The organism is Flavobacterium psychrophilum DSM 3660 = ATCC 49418 (assembly GCF_002217405.1).
Lineage (GTDB): Bacteria > Bacteroidota > Bacteroidia > Flavobacteriales > Flavobacteriaceae > Flavobacterium > Flavobacterium psychrophilum.
In genome coordinates this window covers 64604-81552 of sequence record NZ_MUHE01000007.1, presented here as the reverse complement: position 1 = coordinate 81552, position 16949 = coordinate 64604, and the positions used below count along the sequence as shown (strand labels likewise).

17 protein-coding genes and 1 tRNA gene are annotated in these 16949 nt (G+C 32.0%); 16 read left to right on the top strand and 2 right to left on the bottom strand.

Annotation, left to right across the window (positions count from 1 at the left end):
* Window positions 1-2: 2 nt before the first annotated feature.
* Together B0A57_RS02115 and B0A57_RS02110 are read right to left on the bottom strand one after the other, a co-directional pair.
* The gene (locus tag B0A57_RS02115; protein ID WP_034098587.1) at window positions 3-1133 is read right to left on the bottom strand and encodes a hypothetical protein; all 1131 of its coding nucleotides are present in this window, start codon (window positions 1131-1133) and stop codon (window positions 3-5) included.
* Window positions 1133-2203 carry a transporter gene (locus B0A57_RS02110; protein ID WP_034098585.1) on the bottom strand — a complete coding sequence of 357 codons (1071 nt, stop codon included), beginning with the start codon at window positions 2201-2203 and terminating at the stop codon, window positions 1133-1135. Before B0A57_RS02110 ends, B0A57_RS02115 begins: the two co-directional genes overlap by 1 nt.
* Before the next feature lie 106 nt (window positions 2204-2309).
* Between B0A57_RS02110 and B0A57_RS02105 the strand changes: the two genes are divergently transcribed.
* The 16 genes from B0A57_RS02105 to B0A57_RS02030 all read left to right on the top strand — a co-directional run bounded on the left by B0A57_RS02105 (window position 2310) and on the right by B0A57_RS02030 (window position 16919).
* Complete coding sequence (locus B0A57_RS02105; protein WP_011963907.1) at window positions 2310-2567, top strand: hypothetical protein; 258 nt, start codon at window positions 2310-2312, stop codon at window positions 2565-2567.
* A 164-nt stretch (window positions 2568-2731) separates the two neighbouring features.
* Window positions 2732-5149 carry a YfhO family protein gene (locus B0A57_RS02100; RefSeq protein WP_034098583.1) on the top strand — a complete coding sequence of 806 codons (2418 nt, stop codon included), beginning with the start codon at window positions 2732-2734 and terminating at the stop codon, window positions 5147-5149.
* A complete protein-coding gene (crcB, locus tag B0A57_RS02095) occupies window positions 5150-5524 on the top strand; it encodes a fluoride efflux transporter CrcB (RefSeq protein WP_011963905.1) in 375 nt (124 codons plus the stop codon).
* Window positions 5521-6798 carry a glycosyltransferase family 4 protein gene (locus B0A57_RS02090; RefSeq protein WP_034098581.1) on the top strand — a complete coding sequence of 426 codons (1278 nt, stop codon included), beginning with the start codon at window positions 5521-5523 and terminating at the stop codon, window positions 6796-6798. Before crcB ends, B0A57_RS02090 begins: the two co-directional genes overlap by 4 nt.
* A gap of 83 nt (window positions 6799-6881) precedes the next feature.
* Window positions 6882-7418 (top strand): bifunctional pyr operon transcriptional regulator/uracil phosphoribosyltransferase PyrR, encoded by a 537-nt coding sequence (gene pyrR, locus B0A57_RS02085; protein WP_011963903.1) that lies wholly within the window; start codon window positions 6882-6884, stop codon window positions 7416-7418.
* A gap of 1 nt (window position 7419) precedes the next feature.
* Entirely contained in the window at window positions 7420-8346 is a 927-nt protein-coding gene (locus tag B0A57_RS02080; protein WP_011963902.1) for an aspartate carbamoyltransferase catalytic subunit, read from the top strand.
* A gap of 9 nt (window positions 8347-8355) precedes the next feature.
* Window positions 8356-8685, top strand: coding sequence for a hypothetical protein (locus B0A57_RS02075; RefSeq protein ID WP_034098579.1), 330 nt, complete (start codon window positions 8356-8358; stop codon window positions 8683-8685).
* 338 nt (window positions 8686-9023) lie between these two features.
* Window positions 9024-10814, top strand: a complete 1791-nt coding sequence (gene rpsA / locus B0A57_RS02070) for a 30S ribosomal protein S1 (RefSeq protein ID WP_011963900.1) — start codon at window positions 9024-9026, stop codon at window positions 10812-10814.
* A 209-nt stretch (window positions 10815-11023) separates the two neighbouring features.
* A complete protein-coding gene (idi, locus tag B0A57_RS02065) occupies window positions 11024-11551 on the top strand; it encodes an isopentenyl-diphosphate Delta-isomerase (protein ID WP_011963899.1) in 528 nt (175 codons plus the stop codon).
* Between the two features lie 99 nt (window positions 11552-11650).
* Window positions 11651-12061: a 6-pyruvoyl trahydropterin synthase family protein gene (locus B0A57_RS02060; RefSeq protein ID WP_011963898.1), complete on the top strand. Its 411-nt coding sequence runs from the start codon at window positions 11651-11653 to the stop codon at window positions 12059-12061.
* Window positions 12061-12519, top strand: a complete 459-nt coding sequence (locus B0A57_RS02055; protein ID WP_011963897.1) for a peroxiredoxin — start codon at window positions 12061-12063, stop codon at window positions 12517-12519. The genes B0A57_RS02060 and B0A57_RS02055 overlap by 1 nt, the downstream gene beginning before the upstream one ends.
* Window positions 12520-12667: 148 nt before the next feature.
* The gene (locus tag B0A57_RS02050) at window positions 12668-13636 is read left to right on the top strand and encodes a type I phosphomannose isomerase catalytic subunit (protein WP_034098577.1); all 969 of its coding nucleotides are present in this window, start codon (window positions 12668-12670) and stop codon (window positions 13634-13636) included.
* Between the two features lie 83 nt (window positions 13637-13719).
* Window positions 13720-13986 (top strand): hypothetical protein, encoded by a 267-nt coding sequence (locus B0A57_RS02045; protein ID WP_011963895.1) that lies wholly within the window; start codon window positions 13720-13722, stop codon window positions 13984-13986.
* Between the two features lie 79 nt (window positions 13987-14065).
* A tRNA-Thr gene (locus B0A57_RS02040) sits at window positions 14066-14139 on the top strand.
* A gap of 264 nt (window positions 14140-14403) precedes the next feature.
* Window positions 14404-14658, top strand: coding sequence for a hypothetical protein (locus B0A57_RS12200; RefSeq protein ID WP_162179052.1), 255 nt, complete (start codon window positions 14404-14406; stop codon window positions 14656-14658).
* A gap of 98 nt (window positions 14659-14756) precedes the next feature.
* On the top strand, window positions 14757-16919 hold the full coding sequence (locus B0A57_RS02030; RefSeq protein ID WP_011963893.1) for a TonB-dependent receptor: 2163 nt from the start codon (window positions 14757-14759) through the stop codon (window positions 16917-16919).
* The last annotated feature ends 30 nt before the right edge of the window (window positions 16920-16949 follow it).

The following is a 16949-nucleotide window of genomic DNA, read 5'->3' as shown; positions in this document are numbered from 1 at the left end:
TGTTATCTGAAATCTGAAATCTGAATTCTAAAAGTCTTTCTTCTGCAAATAATCTTAGGGTCAAAATTTTTCCAAAGTAAATGTATGGCATGATTATCAGCCAATTCTGGTGTTCGAATGCAATTTTGTATTCCTTTTTCGGTAAATGTAGTGTGCATTTCTTTGAAAATAATAGCATGAACACCTTTGTTTTGATATTCTGGATGCACACCAATTAGATAAAAAGTAACGTCTTTGCTGTTTTTTCTAGCATTAAGTAAATGAAATAATCCAAAAGGAAAAAGTTTGCCTTTGGCTTTTTGTAAAGCCCTAGAAAAACTAGGCATTACAATGGCAAAAGCAACTAAATTTTGGTCTTTATCTTCTACAAATTTAATGTATTCTGGGTTGATAAATGAAATGTATTTTTTCTTAAAGTATTCCTTTTGAATGTCTGAAATAGCTACAAATGAAGACAAATTGGCATAGGAAGCATTAAATAAATCGAACATTTTATCTACATAGGGTAAAACGTCTTTTGTTTTTTTAAAATTTAAGGCTTTCAGGTTGTAACGTCTTTTTATGAGTTCTTGCGCTTTGTCGAAGAATTCTAATTTTACGTTTGCAAAAGGAAATTTGTTTTCTAAATATTCTTTTTCGACAACAAAACCTAGTTGCTCAAAATGTGTTGCATAATAAGGAAAATTGTACCAAGTAATCATGGTTCCAATTTCTTCAAATCCTTCAGTAAGTACGCCAACTTTATCGAGATTAGAAAATCCCATAGGACCTTCTATATGATCTAGATTCTTTTTTTTGCCTAATTCTCGTACTTTTTCGAGTAATGTTTTGGTAACTTCAATGTCATCAATAACATCAAACCAACCAAAACGAACTTTGCTTTTTTGCTGGTCATTTACCTCGCTCCAATTGATGATGGCAGCAATTCGACCCACAATTTTATTATCGCGATAAGCTAAATAAAAGTAAGCTTCTGCATTTTCGAAAGCAGGATTTTTGGTTTTATCAAAAGTCTCAAGTTCATCGTCAATAATCGGCGGAACCCAATATTTATTGTTTTTATATAACGAAAAAGGAAACTTGATATAATCTGTTAGTTCTTTTTTTGTTTTGGCTTCTTTTATAGTAATCATTACGGGGCTGGGGTTTCTTCGATATCGTCTAAACGTTTTTTCTTTGTTTCTTGGGTTGGTTTTTCTTGCGCTGCGTCAGGTTTGTTTTTTCTAGATTTTTTCTCAGCTTTTGCTTTTTCTTTGTCTAATTCTTCTTGCGATAAGGACCCTTTAGTTTTTTTGTTTTTATCTTCTTTCTTATCTTTTACTTCTTTCCCGTCTTTCATTTGGATGTCTTTGTGCTTTTTGTCGAAACGCCAAGAAAAACCAATGCCTCCGTATAATAATGATGGTGTAGATTTGATGTTTTTGCTAATAGAAGCATCAATTTGAATGTTATTTTTTAGCAAATGTGTAGCTCCTATTGTAAAAATTCCGTCAGAATAATAATTTCCTTTTATTGCTTTGTTTTCTATAAAAGCGGCCCATTTTTCGCTAATAGCTCTAGTTAGAGTAAATACTGAGCCAAAATTAGCATTGTTAGATGTAATTTTATCAGCAATTATATTACTTACCAAAACCCATTTTACCCCAAAATGATGTTGAGTTGCCAGCATCACTTTAGGGCTAATTGCTGATTCGTTCGGAATGCTATAATCATTTTTCATAACATAATTTATGCCTACATAACCTGATATTGCTGGTATAAATTGTTTCCAACTCATTTTGTGGTTTGCTTTCCAGCTGTATATATTTGGTTTTGCTGGTGCTTTTTTGAAAGGATCATAAAATAAATATTTTGCGCCAAAAGTGGTTTGTTTTAAACCGTTTCTGTTTTTATTTATCGAATCTGTTACCGAATATTTATCTAATTGAAATTGAGCTTCTAAAACAAACTCCAGTTGTTCTTTTATAAATCCGCCACGAGCTGCAAAATCTAAACCAAATCCACGAGCATCATAATTTGGTACTTCATTTGATTCATTAATGTAATATAATCCGCTTTCTACCTGGTATATTTTTTTTCCAACGGCAAATGCTCCCATAGATTTTCCTGGTCTGTTGGAATTTATTTGATCTGTAAATTGACCATAATTTGTAATTGATGTTAATAAAATGCCTATTGTGATTATAGATTTGAGTAATTTCATAAAAAAAAGTTTTCAAGAAATCAAATGTAGTAATTTTATAATTATTTTAAGAATCAAAAATTAGTTTTAAAAATTAGTTTTATTATTTTTGAAGAAAAATTAGACAATGCAAGAAGCTTCTTTTAATGGTTTTTTTAGAACAATAATTTATATGATTGGGTTTTATTACCTAATTAAGTTCCTCTCACGCATCTTTTTGCCAATACTTTTGCAGAAAGCTGTTAATAAAGTGCAAGATAATTTTGATAAAAATCAGAATCCGTTTAATCAGCAAAATAATCAAGATTTTCAAACGCCTAAAAAAGAAAATCCGAAACCTACTAAGCAAGTTGGTGATTATATAGATTACGAGGAAGTAGAGTAGAAGTCAGATTTCAGATTTCAGATTTCAGATTTCAGATTTCAGATTTCAGATTTCAGATTTCAGATTAAGAATATTAAACAGCTGGATAAAAATCTAAAATCTAATATATCAAATCTAAAATTTTATTACCTTCACGCCTTATTTTGATTCAATATCATTACTTTATGAACAAGTTACAAAGATTTTACCCGCATGCATTGGCTATTTTTGCCTTCGCATTAGTTTCTGTTATTTATTTTTACCCAATTTTGCAAGGAAAAAAAATTCTTCAATCAGATATTGTGCAATATACCGCTATGGCGAAAGAGCAAAATGATTTTAGAACAGAAACGAATACCGAACCATACTGGACAAATTCTGCTTTTGGTGGTATGCCAACCTATCAGTTAGGTGCAAAGTACCCTCATAATTATATTAAAAATATCGATGAATTAATTCGTTTTTTACCTCGTCCTGCAGATTATATGTTTTTATATTTCTTAGGATTTTATGTTTTACTTTTGGTGTTAAAAGTAAATCCACTCAAAGCTTTTTTTGGTGCATTAGCCTTTGGTTTTTCAACCTATTTAGTAATAATTTTGGGCGTTGGTCACAATGCAAAAGCCCATGCTATTGCTTATATGCCTCTGGTTATTGCAGGGGTTTTATTGGTTTTTCAACAGCGAAAATATATACTTGGAGGTTTGCTTACCATGTTTGCAGCAGCATTAGAAATTAATGCCAATCATCCACAAATGACTTATTATCTTCTGATATTTTTATTAGTAATACTGGTTTATTATGCGTATCAGTTAATTAAAAACAAAGAATTAAAACCGCTATTGTATAGTTTCGTAACTTTTGCTATCGCAGGATTATTTGCCATAGGAGCAAACGCAACTAGCTTAATGGCTACTTCCGAATATGCTAAAGAAAGTACTCGTGGAAAAAGTAAATTAACTTACAATCCTGATGGTACTAAAAACACAAATTTTGGAGGTATGACCTATGATTATATTACTGAATATAGTTATGGTATAGCCGAAAGTTTAAATTTAATTTCTCCAAGAATATTTGGGGGGTCAAATAGCGAAAATCTAGGAACCGATTCTGCGATGTACGAGTACGCAATTGCACAAAACGTTCCCGAAGATCAAGCCAAAGAAATTGTAAAAGGTTTGCCTACTTATTGGGGAGATCAACCCATTGTAGCTGCTCCAGCCTACATTGGTGCTGTAGTTTTCTTTTTGGCAGTTATAGCGCTTTTTTGCGACAAACGAAAAATAAAATATATTTTCTTGGCGGGTGCAATTATAGCATTATTACTTTCTTGGGGTAAAAATTTCCCAATATTGACTGATTTTTTCATCAATTTTGTACCCATGTATGATAAATTTAGAGCTGTTTCTTCGATACAAATCATACTCGAAATTTGTATGCCTGTACTGGCTATGATGGGATTACAATCATTTTTTATATTAGAAGACAAAGAAAAATGGACAAACTTATGGAAATCAGCTTCGGTAAGTATAGGAATTTTAGCACTGTTATTCGTTTTTAAAGGTAGTTTTAGTTTTGCAGCGGGAAGCGATCGTTATTTAGCAGAATCTTATGGTCCAGAATTTATTGATGCTCTAAAACTAGACAGAAAAACCATGTTTACTGCCGATTTGTTGCGTTCTTCATTTCTAATCCTAATGGCTTTTGGCGTGTTATGGCTGTCTATAAAAAATACCATTTCTCATAAAGTGGCAGTAATTATTGTGGGAATAATAATGATTTCAGATTTATTTTTTATAGATAAAAATTACCTGAATAATTCGAATTTTGTTTCTAAACAAGAAGTAGAACAACCTATTGAAGAAACCGAATTAGATGCAACCATCTTAAAAGACAAATCGTATTATCGTGTTTTTGAAGTTTCTCAAAATGTGATGAGTGATCCAAGAGCTTCTTATTTTCATAAATCAATTGGAGGTTATAGTGCAGTAAAGCCTAAACGAATGCAAGATTTATTCGATTATCAAATTGCTAACAATAACATGGAAGTAATTAATATGCTAAATGTTAAATACTTAATTCAAACCAATAAAAAAGGAGAAAAAATAGCTATTCATAATACACAAGCTAATGGAAATGCTTGGTTTATAAAGAATATTGTTAGTGTAAAATCTGCTGATGCAGAAATGAAAGCTTTGAATAAATTGGATACCAAAAACAAAGTTGTAATACATTATGAAGAGGTCAAAGAATCTTTAGTTAATATATTCGCAACAGAAGGTGCTACAATAAAATTAACTTCTTACGAGCCAAATGACTTAAAATATATTTCAAATAATACTAATAATGGTTTTGCAGTTTTCTCTGAAATGTATTACAAAAATGGTTGGAATGCCTATATAGATGGAAAGTTAAATGACCATTATAGAGTCGATTATGCCTTACGAGGATTGCCAATTCCTAAAGGAAAACATACCATAGAATTTAAATTCGAACCACAAGTTATAAAAACAGGAAGTATGATTTCGTTAATCAGTTTCATTGGTATTTTATTATTATTAGGTGGTGGTGTTTATTATGAAACCAAACGCAAAAAAGCATAATTGAAAACCATATTTTATATAGCACTTGGCGGAGGACTAGGTAGCGTTTTACGTTACTTAACTACTCTTGTTATAAACAAATATGTGCAAACCACTTTCCCGTACGCTACTTTTGTAACTAACATTGCAGGCTGTTTGCTTATTGGACTATTTTTTGGTTATTTAGAAAAACAAAATGCTGTTTCTCCTTATTTAAAATTTTTCTTAATCACAGGGCTTTGTGGTGGTTATACTACTTTTTCTGCTTTTTCTAATGAAAATATCCAACTATTGCAAAGTAATCAAATACTAATAGCTTTTCTTTACATTAGTTTAAGTGTTTTTTTAGGATTAATGGCCACTTGGACAGGACTAATAATTGCAAAAGAATTATGAAAAAAGTTCTTATCATAACCTATTATTGGCCACCAGCTGGCGGTCCAGGTGTGCAGCGTTGGCTTAAGTTTGTAAAGTATTTACCGGATTATAATATCCAACCTATTGTTTATATTCCCGAAAATCCTACTTATCCCATTATAGATGAAGGTTTAATTAGTGAAGTTTCAGAGCAAGCGATTATTCTAAAAAATAAGATAATCGAACCTTACCAATTGGCTTCTGTTTTCTCGAAAAAAAGTACAAAAGGAATTAGTTCTGGGATTATTCCCAATCAGAAAAAACAAAGTTTTATTCAAAAATTATTACTATTGGTTCGTGGTAATTTATTTATTCCCGATGCCAGAATTTTATGGGTAAAACCATCGGTGAAATACCTAGAAAAGTATATTTCAGAAAATAATATAGATACCATAATTACTTCAGGACCACCACATAGTTTGCATTTAATTGGATTAAAATTGAAGCAAAATTTGAATGTAAAATGGTTTGCCGATTTTCGTGATCCTTGGACAACAATTGGCTATCATTCGGCTTTAAAACTATCTTCTTATGCCGAAAAAAAGCATAAAAACTTAGAACGAAAAGTTTTAAATACTGCCGACACCATTATAGTAACCAGTAAAACAACAAAAACCGAATTTCAAGCCATTACAACCAAACCAATTGAAGTCATTACAAATGGTTATGATGTAGAAAACATCCCAAAACAAGTATTAGACGAAAAATTTACATTGGCACACATTGGTTCTTTTTTGTCCGATAGGAATCCTATGATTTTATGGGAATCTTTGAGCGAATTGGTTGTTGAAAACAAGAAATTTAGAACTCATTTTCAATTAAAACTAATAGGAAAAGTAAGTCAAGAAATTTTAGATACAATTGATGGATTTAATTTAAATTCCTATGTAAATAATCTCGGTTATGTTTCTCACAAAGAAGCGATTGAGCATCAAAAAAAATCTCAAATTTTATTGTTAATAGAAATAGATTCCGAAGATACCAAAAGTATAATCCCAGGAAAATTATTCGAATATATGGTTTCAGAAAGGCCTATAATTGGAATAGGTCCTAAAGGTTCTGATTTTGCCGAAATTATCACTGAAACAAACACAGGTGTTTTCTTTACCTATAACGAAAAGGAAAAATTAAAAAAGCAAATTTTGTCTTATTTTGAATTATATTTAACACAAAAACTCACAGTTTCAGCAGTTGGATTGCAACAATATTCAAGAAAAAATTTAACAGAAAAACTATCAAAATTAATAAGTTAAGATTTTAAAGAATTATCATGAATCGTAATTGTTTTTTAATCCAAAAAAAAACTTATTTTTGTATTACAAACAAACAAACTATTATGAGTCAAAAAATTTTGCTCAATCACAAAGAAGTTTCCATTATACTTCATCGTTTGGCCTGTCAGTTAATAGAAAATCATCTCGATTTTTCAAATACAATTCTGATAGGAATTCAGCCTCGTGGAACGCAGCTTGCCAATCGGTTAAAACAAATTCTTGAAGAAGAATACCAAGTAAAAGGAATTTTGTTGGGGTTTTTAGATATTACTTTTTTTAGAGATGACTTTCGTCGAGGCGAAACATTAGAAGCAAATAAAACCCAAATAGATTTCCTAGTAGAAAATAAAAAAGTCATTTTTATAGACGATGTACTCTATACAGGACGAAGTATAAATGCTGCGCTTTCTGCCATACAATCCTTCGGAAGACCAAGCGAGGTTGAATTGTTAGTACTAATAGATAGGCGTTTTAGTCGTCATTTGCCTATACAACCAGATTATCGAGGTCGCCAAGTAGATGCTATAAATAACGAAACGGTAGTGGTTAATTGGCAAGAAAAAGCAGGAGAAGATTCGGTAGCATTAATTACAAAATAAGATGAAAGAATTAAGCGTAAATAATTTATTAGGAATAAAATATATTAATGAGAATGATATAAATCTCGTTTTTGAAACCGCCGATCATTTTAAAGAAGTTATAAACAGACCCATAAAAAAAGTACCCTCTCTCCGAGATATTACCATTGCTAATATATTTTTCGAAAATAGTACAAGAACAAAATTATCATTCGAATTGGCACAAAAACGCCTTTCGGCAGATGTGATAAACTTTGCCGCTTCAAGCTCGTCTGTAACTAAAGGAGAAACACTGGTAGATACTGTAAATAATATACTTTCGATGAAAGTAGATATGGTTGTGATGCGACACGCATCGCCAGGGGCAGCTGTTTTTTTATCTAAAAACGTAAAAGCAAGTATTGTAAATGCTGGAGATGGTGCACACGAACACCCAACACAAGCTTTGTTAGACGCTTATACTATTCGTGAAAAATTAGGTGATGTTGCCGGTAAAAAAATAGTGATTGTGGGCGATATTTTACATTCGAGAGTAGCACTATCTAATATATATTCCTTGCAAAAATTAGGTGCCGAAGTACGAGTTTGTGGCCCTAAGACATTAATACCAAAATATATTGAAGCGTTAGGGGTAAAAGTCGAGCCAAACCTAAGAAAGGCATTAGAATGGTGCGATGTAGCCAATATGTTGCGGGTACAAAACGAAAGATTAGATATTAGTTATTTTCCATCAACTCGGGAATACGCCATGCAATATGGGTTAGATAAAAATTTATTAGATTCTCTAAATAAAGAAATTGTAATTATGCACCCAGGGCCTATAAATCGTGGTGTAGAAATTACAAGTGATGTTGCAGATTCTAGACAATCGGTCATATTAAATCAAGTTGAAAATGGCGTTGCTGTACGAATGGCGGTAATTTATTTATTGGCTTCAAAAATTAAGTAAATTTGTTATATGAAAGTAGAAGAAAAAGGACATACAACTATTGTAAAAGATACACAAGGCGATCTAACTTCATTTTTATTGAAGCTTGATCATGAAGTGAGTTTTAATGATAAAAATTTGATTGTAGATTTGTCGTCTTACAAGAGTTTGACCACTAAAGATATTTTATTATTTGATCCTTTTTATAAAAAACATGCAAAGCATAAGAAATCATTTGTAATTGTGGTTTCAGAATTTGATTTTAATGCAAATACAAAGAAGATTGTAGTTGTTCCGTCGGTTCTTGAAGCTAATGATATTATAGAAATGGAAGAAATAGAACGTGATTTAGGATTTTAGGTGTTTTTTTTGCTTAATTAGTATGAGGTATGCTTCTTTCTAGCCCCGATTGAAGCGAAAATCCTGTCATTGCTAAAAAAATATTGCTGTTTTATTGTTTTGTTTCTGCAATGACAGATTGTAGTGTAAAGCGGGAGAATGTTTGTTTAAAAACGAACTCATTCTTGCTCCTAATAATAAGTTGTACAACTATTTGTGATTATAAAAAAAAGAATTACTTTTGCAGTTCAAAATGCAGAGTAGGGTTTCGTTTGGAAATTATTTTTTTATGTAAAACACTTTTGTTTTTCTATCGCTTAAAGAAACCCACGAAAAACAAAATACAAATTTTTATCAGCATGTCTGAAACATTAAAATCACAAGAACAGTTTTTAGCAGATTTTAACTGGCACAATTATTCTGAAGGAATAGATCCAGTTGATGCAGCAAACTTAAGAGAATTTGAAGAATTAGTAGCAAAAACATTTATCGCAACAGACCAAGAAGAAGTTGTAGAAGGTGTAGTTGTTAGAATTACTGACAGAGATGTTATCGTTGATATTAACGCTAAATCTGAAGGGGTTATTTCTTTAAACGAATTCCGTTACAATCCATCACTTAAAGTAGGTGATAAAGTAGAAGTTTTAATAGATATTCGTGAAGACAAAACAGGACAACTTGTTTTATCTCACAGAAAAGCACGTACTATCAAAGCTTGGGATAGAGTTATTTCTGCAAATGAAACAGGCGAAATCGTAAACGGTTTTGTAAAATGTAGAACTAAAGGTGGTATGATCGTTGACGTTTTTGGTATTGAAGCTTTCTTGCCAGGATCTCAAATCGATGTGAAACCAATTAGAGATTACGATCAGTATGTAAACAAAATGATGGAATTTAAAGTGGTAAAAATTAACCACGAATTCAAGAATGTTGTTGTATCTCATAAAGCGCTTATTGAAGCGGATATCGAAGTTCAGAAAAAAGAAATCATAGGTCAATTGCAAAAAGGACAAGTATTAGAAGGTGTTGTTAAAAACATTACTTCTTATGGTGTGTTTATTGATTTAGGTGGAGTTGATGGATTAATTCACATTACTGACCTTTCTTGGTCTAGAATTAATCACCCAAGTGAAGTACTGGAATTAGATCAAAAATTAAACGTTGTAATCCTTGATTTCGATGATGAGAAAACAAGAATTCAATTAGGTTTAAAACAATTAAACGCACACCCATGGGATGCTCTAGATGCTAACTTAGCCATTGGAGACAAAGTAAAAGGTAAAGTAGTTGTAATCGCTGATTACGGTGCATTTATCGAAGTGGCTGAAGGTGTTGAAGGTTTAATTCACGTTTCTGAAATGTCTTGGTCTACGCACTTGCGTTCTGCTCAAGATTTCGTAAAAGTGGGTGATATCGTTGAAGGTGTTATCTTAACTCTAGACAGAAGCGAACGTAAAATGTCTCTTGGTATCAAGCAAATGACGCAAGACCCTTGGACAGATATTACTTCTAAATACCCAGTAGGTTCTAAACATACAGGTACTGTAAGAAACTTTACAAACTTCGGAATTTTCGTAGAACTAGAAGAAGGAATCGACGGATTGGTTTATATCTCAGATTTATCTTGGACTAAAAAAATCAAGCATCCATCAGAATTTATCGCTGTAGGTGAAAAATTAGACATCGTAGTTCTTGAGCTAGATGTAGATGCTCGTAAACTATCTTTAGGTCACAAACAAACTACTGCAAATCCTTGGGACAAGCATGAAGCTGCTTTTGCTGTTGGAACTATCCATAACGGTGAAATAGCTGAAATCGTTGAAAAAGGTGCTACTGTAGATTTCGGAGATGATGTTGTTGCTTTTATTCCTACGCGTCACCTTGAAAAAGAAGATGGTAAGAAATTGAAAAAAGGCGATACTGCAGACTTTAAAGTTATCGAATTTAACAAAGAATTTAAAAGAGTTGTAGCTTCACATACTGCTATTTTCCGTGAGGAAGAAGAGAAAAATGTGAAAACAGCTTCAGATAACAATTCTAACTCTAATACATCTTCATCTAACAACAATGCATCTGCATCTACGTTAGGAGATAATAATGATGTGTTAGCTGCTTTGAAAGCTAAAATGGAACAATCAGAGAAAAAATAATTCTCTAATTTTTTTAATATAAAAGTCCCGAGAAATCGGGACTTTTTTTGTTTTTAACCACAAATTTCGCAAAGAATTCGCAAAGTACACTAAGTAAAAAGTTAGCTTTGTGATCTTATTAAAAAACTTCGTGAACTTTGTATTTTAATAATTAAAAATCATTTATAAAATCCCTTCTTTTTTGTATTTTTACCACGCAATAAATAAATATGATAGAAGAGAAGGTAATCTTAGTAAACGAAAAAGATGAGCAAATTGGGCTAATGCCAAAACTCGAAGCACACGAAAAAGCAATTTTGCATCGTGCCTTTTCGGTTTTTGTGCTAAATAGTAACAACGAAATCATGCTGCAGCAACGAGCGCACCATAAGTATCATTCCCCATTATTATGGACAAATACTTGTTGCAGTCACCAGCGAGAAGGCGAAACAAACATTCAGGCAGGAACACGTCGTTTACAAGAAGAAATGGGTTTTGTAACCCCACTAAAAGAATTATTTCATTTTATATACAAAGCACCTTTCGATAACGGACTAACAGAACACGAATTAGACCACGTCATGATAGGTTATTATAACGAAAAACCACTAATAAATAAAGATGAAGTAGAAAACTGGAAGTGGATGAGTATCGATGAAGTGAAAACTGATATGAACGAAAATCCCGCTATTTATACCGTTTGGTTCAAAATAATTTTCGACGAATTTTACCATTACCTAGAAGATCATAAAATTTAAGATTACAGAATTAGGAACACAAATTTTAGAAAAACGAACAAATTATAAAAATATCGAAAATTAGGTTTCCCAGTAACAAATCTAAAATCTAAAAATAAAATGAAAGTAACCATAAGCAGAAAAGCCCATTTTAATGCAGCCCATAGATTGTATCGAAAAGATTGGACTTTCGAAAAAAACGATGCCGTTTTCGGAAAATGCAACAATCCAAATTTTCATGGACACAATTACGACTTAACCGTAAGTGTAACAGGAAAAATAGACCCAGAAACAGGTTATGTAATAGATGTTAAATTACTGTCAGACATAATAAAAGAAGAAATAGAAGACAAATTCGACCATAAAAATTTAAATCTAGACGTTCCAGAATTTCAAGATTTAAACCCAACTGCCGAAAATATAGTAGTTGTAATCTGGAATAAAATAAGAAAAAGAATCAATCCAGATATGAGTTTAGAAGTCATATTATACGAAACACCACGCAATTTTGTAACCTATAAAGGAGAATAATGAAACCAATTAAAGTAGGAGATAAAATGCCCATATTTGGCGCAAAAGACCAAGACGGAAACAATTTTTACATAGAATCCGTACTGCACAAAAAAATATTAGTCATTTATTTTTATCCAAAAGACGAAACACCAGGTTGCACAAAACAAGCCTGCTCATTTAGAGACGAATACGAAGACATAAAAAACGCAGGAGCCGAAGTCATCGGTATAAGCAGCGATAGCCCAAACTCCCACAAAAAATTCGCACAAAATCACAAATTACCCTACACATTATTGTCAGATAACGACAAAAACATCAGAAAACTCTTCGGCGTACCAAGTGCAATGTTAGGACTAATCCCAGGAAGAGTCACCTATGTAATCGACCTAAAAGGCACTGTGCAAATGGTTTACAACAACCTGAACGCCAGTCAGCACATCCCAAAATCGCTCGAAGCAATCCAAAAACTAAAATAAATACCCTTCAGAAGCGAACCACTTAGGCATTCCAGCAAACCATAATCCTGCTGTCATTACAATCTCGCCAAGAAAAATGGCGAGGATTTTCACTCCATCAGGGCTATTTAATAATCTTTTGGCACATTTGCAATTTAAAACATTAACTATGAGCACAAATTTATATCCCCTTGTTTTCGAACCCATTCTAAAAGAAAGAATTTGGGGAGGAACCAAACTACAGTCAATTCTCGAAAAAAAAATAAGCTCACAAACAACAGGAGAAAGCTGGGAAATATCAACAGTTTCAGGAGATGTGAGTATCGTAAAAGAAGGACATCTGCAAGGAAAAACACTAAACGAATTACTCGAAAAATTCCCAGAAGAAATATTAGGAACAAAAAATTACAAACAATTTGGCAAACAATTTCCATTATTGTTTAAATTTCTAGACGCCCGAGAAGATTTATCAATACAACTACACCCCAATGACGAACTAGCAAAAAAACGACACAATTCCTTCGGAAAAACAGAAATGTGGTACGTAATGCAAGCCGATCACGAAGCCAGAATAATCGTAGGATTCAAAGAAAAATCATCACCAAAACAATATTTTCATCACCTAGAAAACAAAACATTAACCACAATACTAGAAGAAATTCCAGTAAAAAAAGGCGACATGTTTTTTCTCGAAACAGGAACAATACACGCCATAGGCGCAGGAATAGTCATAGCCGAAATTCAGCAAACCTCAGATATTACTTATCGCATTTACGATTTCGACAGGAAAGATGCACAAGGCAATACAAGAGAATTACACAATGATTTAGCACTAGAAGCCATAAATTATAATAAAGTCGCAGCATATAAAAAGTATGATAAAACAACAAATACTTCTAATAAAGCAGTAAGTTGCCCTTACTTTACAACAAATTTTATTCCCCTCGATGGGCAATTAGATTTTAAGACAAACACAAACACATTTAGAGTATTTATGTGTACCGACGGCAAATTTGATTTGATATATCATAACCAAAAGTACACATTCAAAAAAGGCGAAACAGTACTAGTTCCAGCAGTAATTACACATTATATTTTAGTAGGAAAAGCATCTATATTAGAAATTTACATTTCATAGTCTATATTATAAAGATTATATGTATTTTTGCACCCGAATTATAATATTTAATAGAACAATAAAATTTCAAAAATAAAATAAAAATGGCAAACGTTAAAAATTTAAAAAAAGACATCAACTTCGTATTAGGAGATATTATTGAAGCAGTTTACTTGTACGAAATGACAACTACAGGAAAACCTACTGAGGCTACAAATACTTTAATCGATCAAGCAATTGCAGCTTTCGACGGATTAATTGTAAAAGTAAACGCAAAAAACGTTGAAAATAAAAAAGCACATTTCAAACAAATAAACATAGAATTGGAACAAGTTGCAAATCAAATGGTTGAGAAAATTAACGCATTGTAGTTAAAAAAAAATGCAAAAAAGTTCTAATTTATTTTGGAAATTAGAAATTCATCCTTATATTTGCATCAGAATTAAAGTCGCCAGCGTAGCTCAGTTGGCTAGAGCAGCTGATTTGTAATCAGCAGGTCGTGGGTTCGAGTCCCTCCGCCGGCTCTTTTATAAAACCATCACATTTTTTGTGATGGTTTTTTTGTTTTAAATTAAATGTAATAACCCGAACAACCAATCAATTCCCTCCAAAAAACACACAAAATAATTTTGATTGTAAAACTTTCAAACCTAAATTTGCAAGAAAAACACTTGAATTTTTTGTTTTCTATATTCTTAACATTTACGTTATTGCTAAATTCGTTTAGTAACATCGTAATATATGTTAATTTCAAAATTAACCAAAACGAAATTGCAAAAACACTTTGTGTGTTAAGAAAACAAAAAAACAATACTTGTAATGGTCATTGTGTTTTGCGTGCTGAACTAAAAAAGCAAGCCAATAATGAGAAAAAATACGAGAATACTCTAAAAGAAAAAACAGAAAGTATTTATACCATTGCCAGTACAGAATACCAGCTTAATCCTATTTTATTTGCAGAATTCGATAAAGTTGTAATTTTTGAGTATAACTCAAAACCAAACTCGGTTTCATTTTCTATTTTTCATCCACCAACCGTATAATTATATTTTTTAAGGAATCATTTCAAATTATCTTGAAATGAAAATTTTGTTGGCTTTTTGCAAACAAAACGACTACTAATATTTATAATTATTTAAAAATGAAGCATATTTTTTTATTCCTAATTCTTATTGGGCAATTTTCTTTTGCACAAAACAAAACAGCAAAAGACAGCACAAAAAACAACCAACAACTTGAAGAAGTAATTGTAACAGCCAATCGTGGTGCTACAAAACGTTGCGAAATCCCAGTATCGGTAAGTAAAATAACGCCCAAAACAATTTCAGAAACCAAACCAACGAGCGTGCATGAAGTTATCAATAAAACTTCGGGCGTATTAATGGTAAACCTCGGAAACGAGCAACACGCAATGGCAATTCGTCAGCCTATTTCGTATTCTAGTTATTTTTTATATCTCGAAGATGGTTTGCCAATTAGACCTTTGGGTGTTTTTAATCACAATGCTTTATTAGAAATTAATCAGTTTTCGTTAAATAGTATCGAAGTTGTAAAAGGACCCGTTTCATCAATTTATGGACCAGAAGCCATTGGTGGAACAATAAATTTTATTACTCAAAATCCAACATTAGAACCAACTTTTAAAATAGGACTTCAAGCTGACCAATTTGGTTACAAGCGTATGCAAGTTGCAGGTGGAGCAACCGTTGGTAAATTTGGTTTTTATCTTTCAGGATTAACTTCAGATCAAAAAAACTCTTGGTTAGCGGCATCAGATTATGACAAAAATAATATTAATTTGCGTTTGGATTATGCTATTTCTTCAAAAACAAAATTGATTGGTACCTTTATGCAAGGGAAATATTATTCGCAAATGAGCGGCAGTGTAAGCGAAGAAATATTTAAATCTAGAAATTATTCTAGCACAACCAATTTTTCTTACAGGCGTTCCGATGCTTTGCGAACGAGCCTCAGATTAAATCATAACTGGAATGATAATTCCGAAAGTTTTATAACTATTTTTCATAGAGATAACAAATTGGGACAAAATCCAGCCTACGGCATTCGTTGGAATCCCACAGCTAGTGGCACAAACAATCCAAATTTTGCAAAAGGAGAAATTAACTCTAATAATTTTAAAAGTTATGGGATTTTGGGGCAACACTCTCAAAAGTTTAATTTCTTACACTCTAATTTAATTATTGGCGGATTGTTTGACCGTTCTCCAAATGATTATTACTCAAACCAAATTAACCTAAAAGCCAACCTAAATACTGGCGGACAAACCGTAAACAATTACCAAATTATTGGCGAAACAGGACTAAAATTAGCCAATTATAATGCCATTATAAAGAATACGGCAGGATATATTCAATACAGTTTTAATGTCATCGATAAGTTAAAATTTACTTTAGGAACTCGATACGATCAAATGAATCTTTCTTATACAAACAATGTAGGAACTATAGCATCTGGCAATAAAAATTATAGTCAATTAACTAGTAAAATAGGCGCAAATTTTAATTTGACTAAGAATATAGCTTTTTATACTAACTATGCACAAGGCTTTGCTCCACCTGCATTAAGTTCTATTTTTCGAAAAAAACCAAATACAGGAATAGCAACAATTCCTGCCGAATTTTATTATAATTTAGAACCTGCAAAATTTAATAATTATGAAATTGGCGGATTTTTAAATTTATTTCAAAACAAATTAACAGTCGATTATGCCATTTATTATCTGCAAGGAAAAAATGAATTGTTAAGTATTCGTCAAATTGATGGCTCTACAGATTATCAATCGGCTGGAGAAACGAGCCACAAAGGAATCGAGTTTGGTGTAAATTATTGCCCAACCCAGCAATGGCATTTTAGAGTTGGTGGTACAACTGCCGAACACAAATTTATCGATTTCAAAGTAAGTGACAGACCAACCGACCCAGTACAACGATTAGACGGTTTCGAAATGCCACAAGCACCAAAATGGGTTTCAAATTCAGAAGTTAGTTATTACCCAAAATGGTTGCCAAATTTAAGAACATCTATCGAGTGGCAATATGTTTCGAGTTATTACCAAGACCAAATAAATAGTCTAAAATATGAAGGATATAACTTTTTTAATGCTCGTATTGGTTATACATATAAAGGCTTAGAGTTTTACACAAATATTATGAATTTGACTGATAAATTGTATGCTTACAATGTTTCTAAAGGAAACAATACAACCGATAAAGCAACCTATACCGTTTCTGCTCCAAGGGCTTTTATGTTCGGAATCGAGTATAAATTTAATTTAAAAAAATAATTTCTGGAGGCAATCCCACTTTTATTCTAA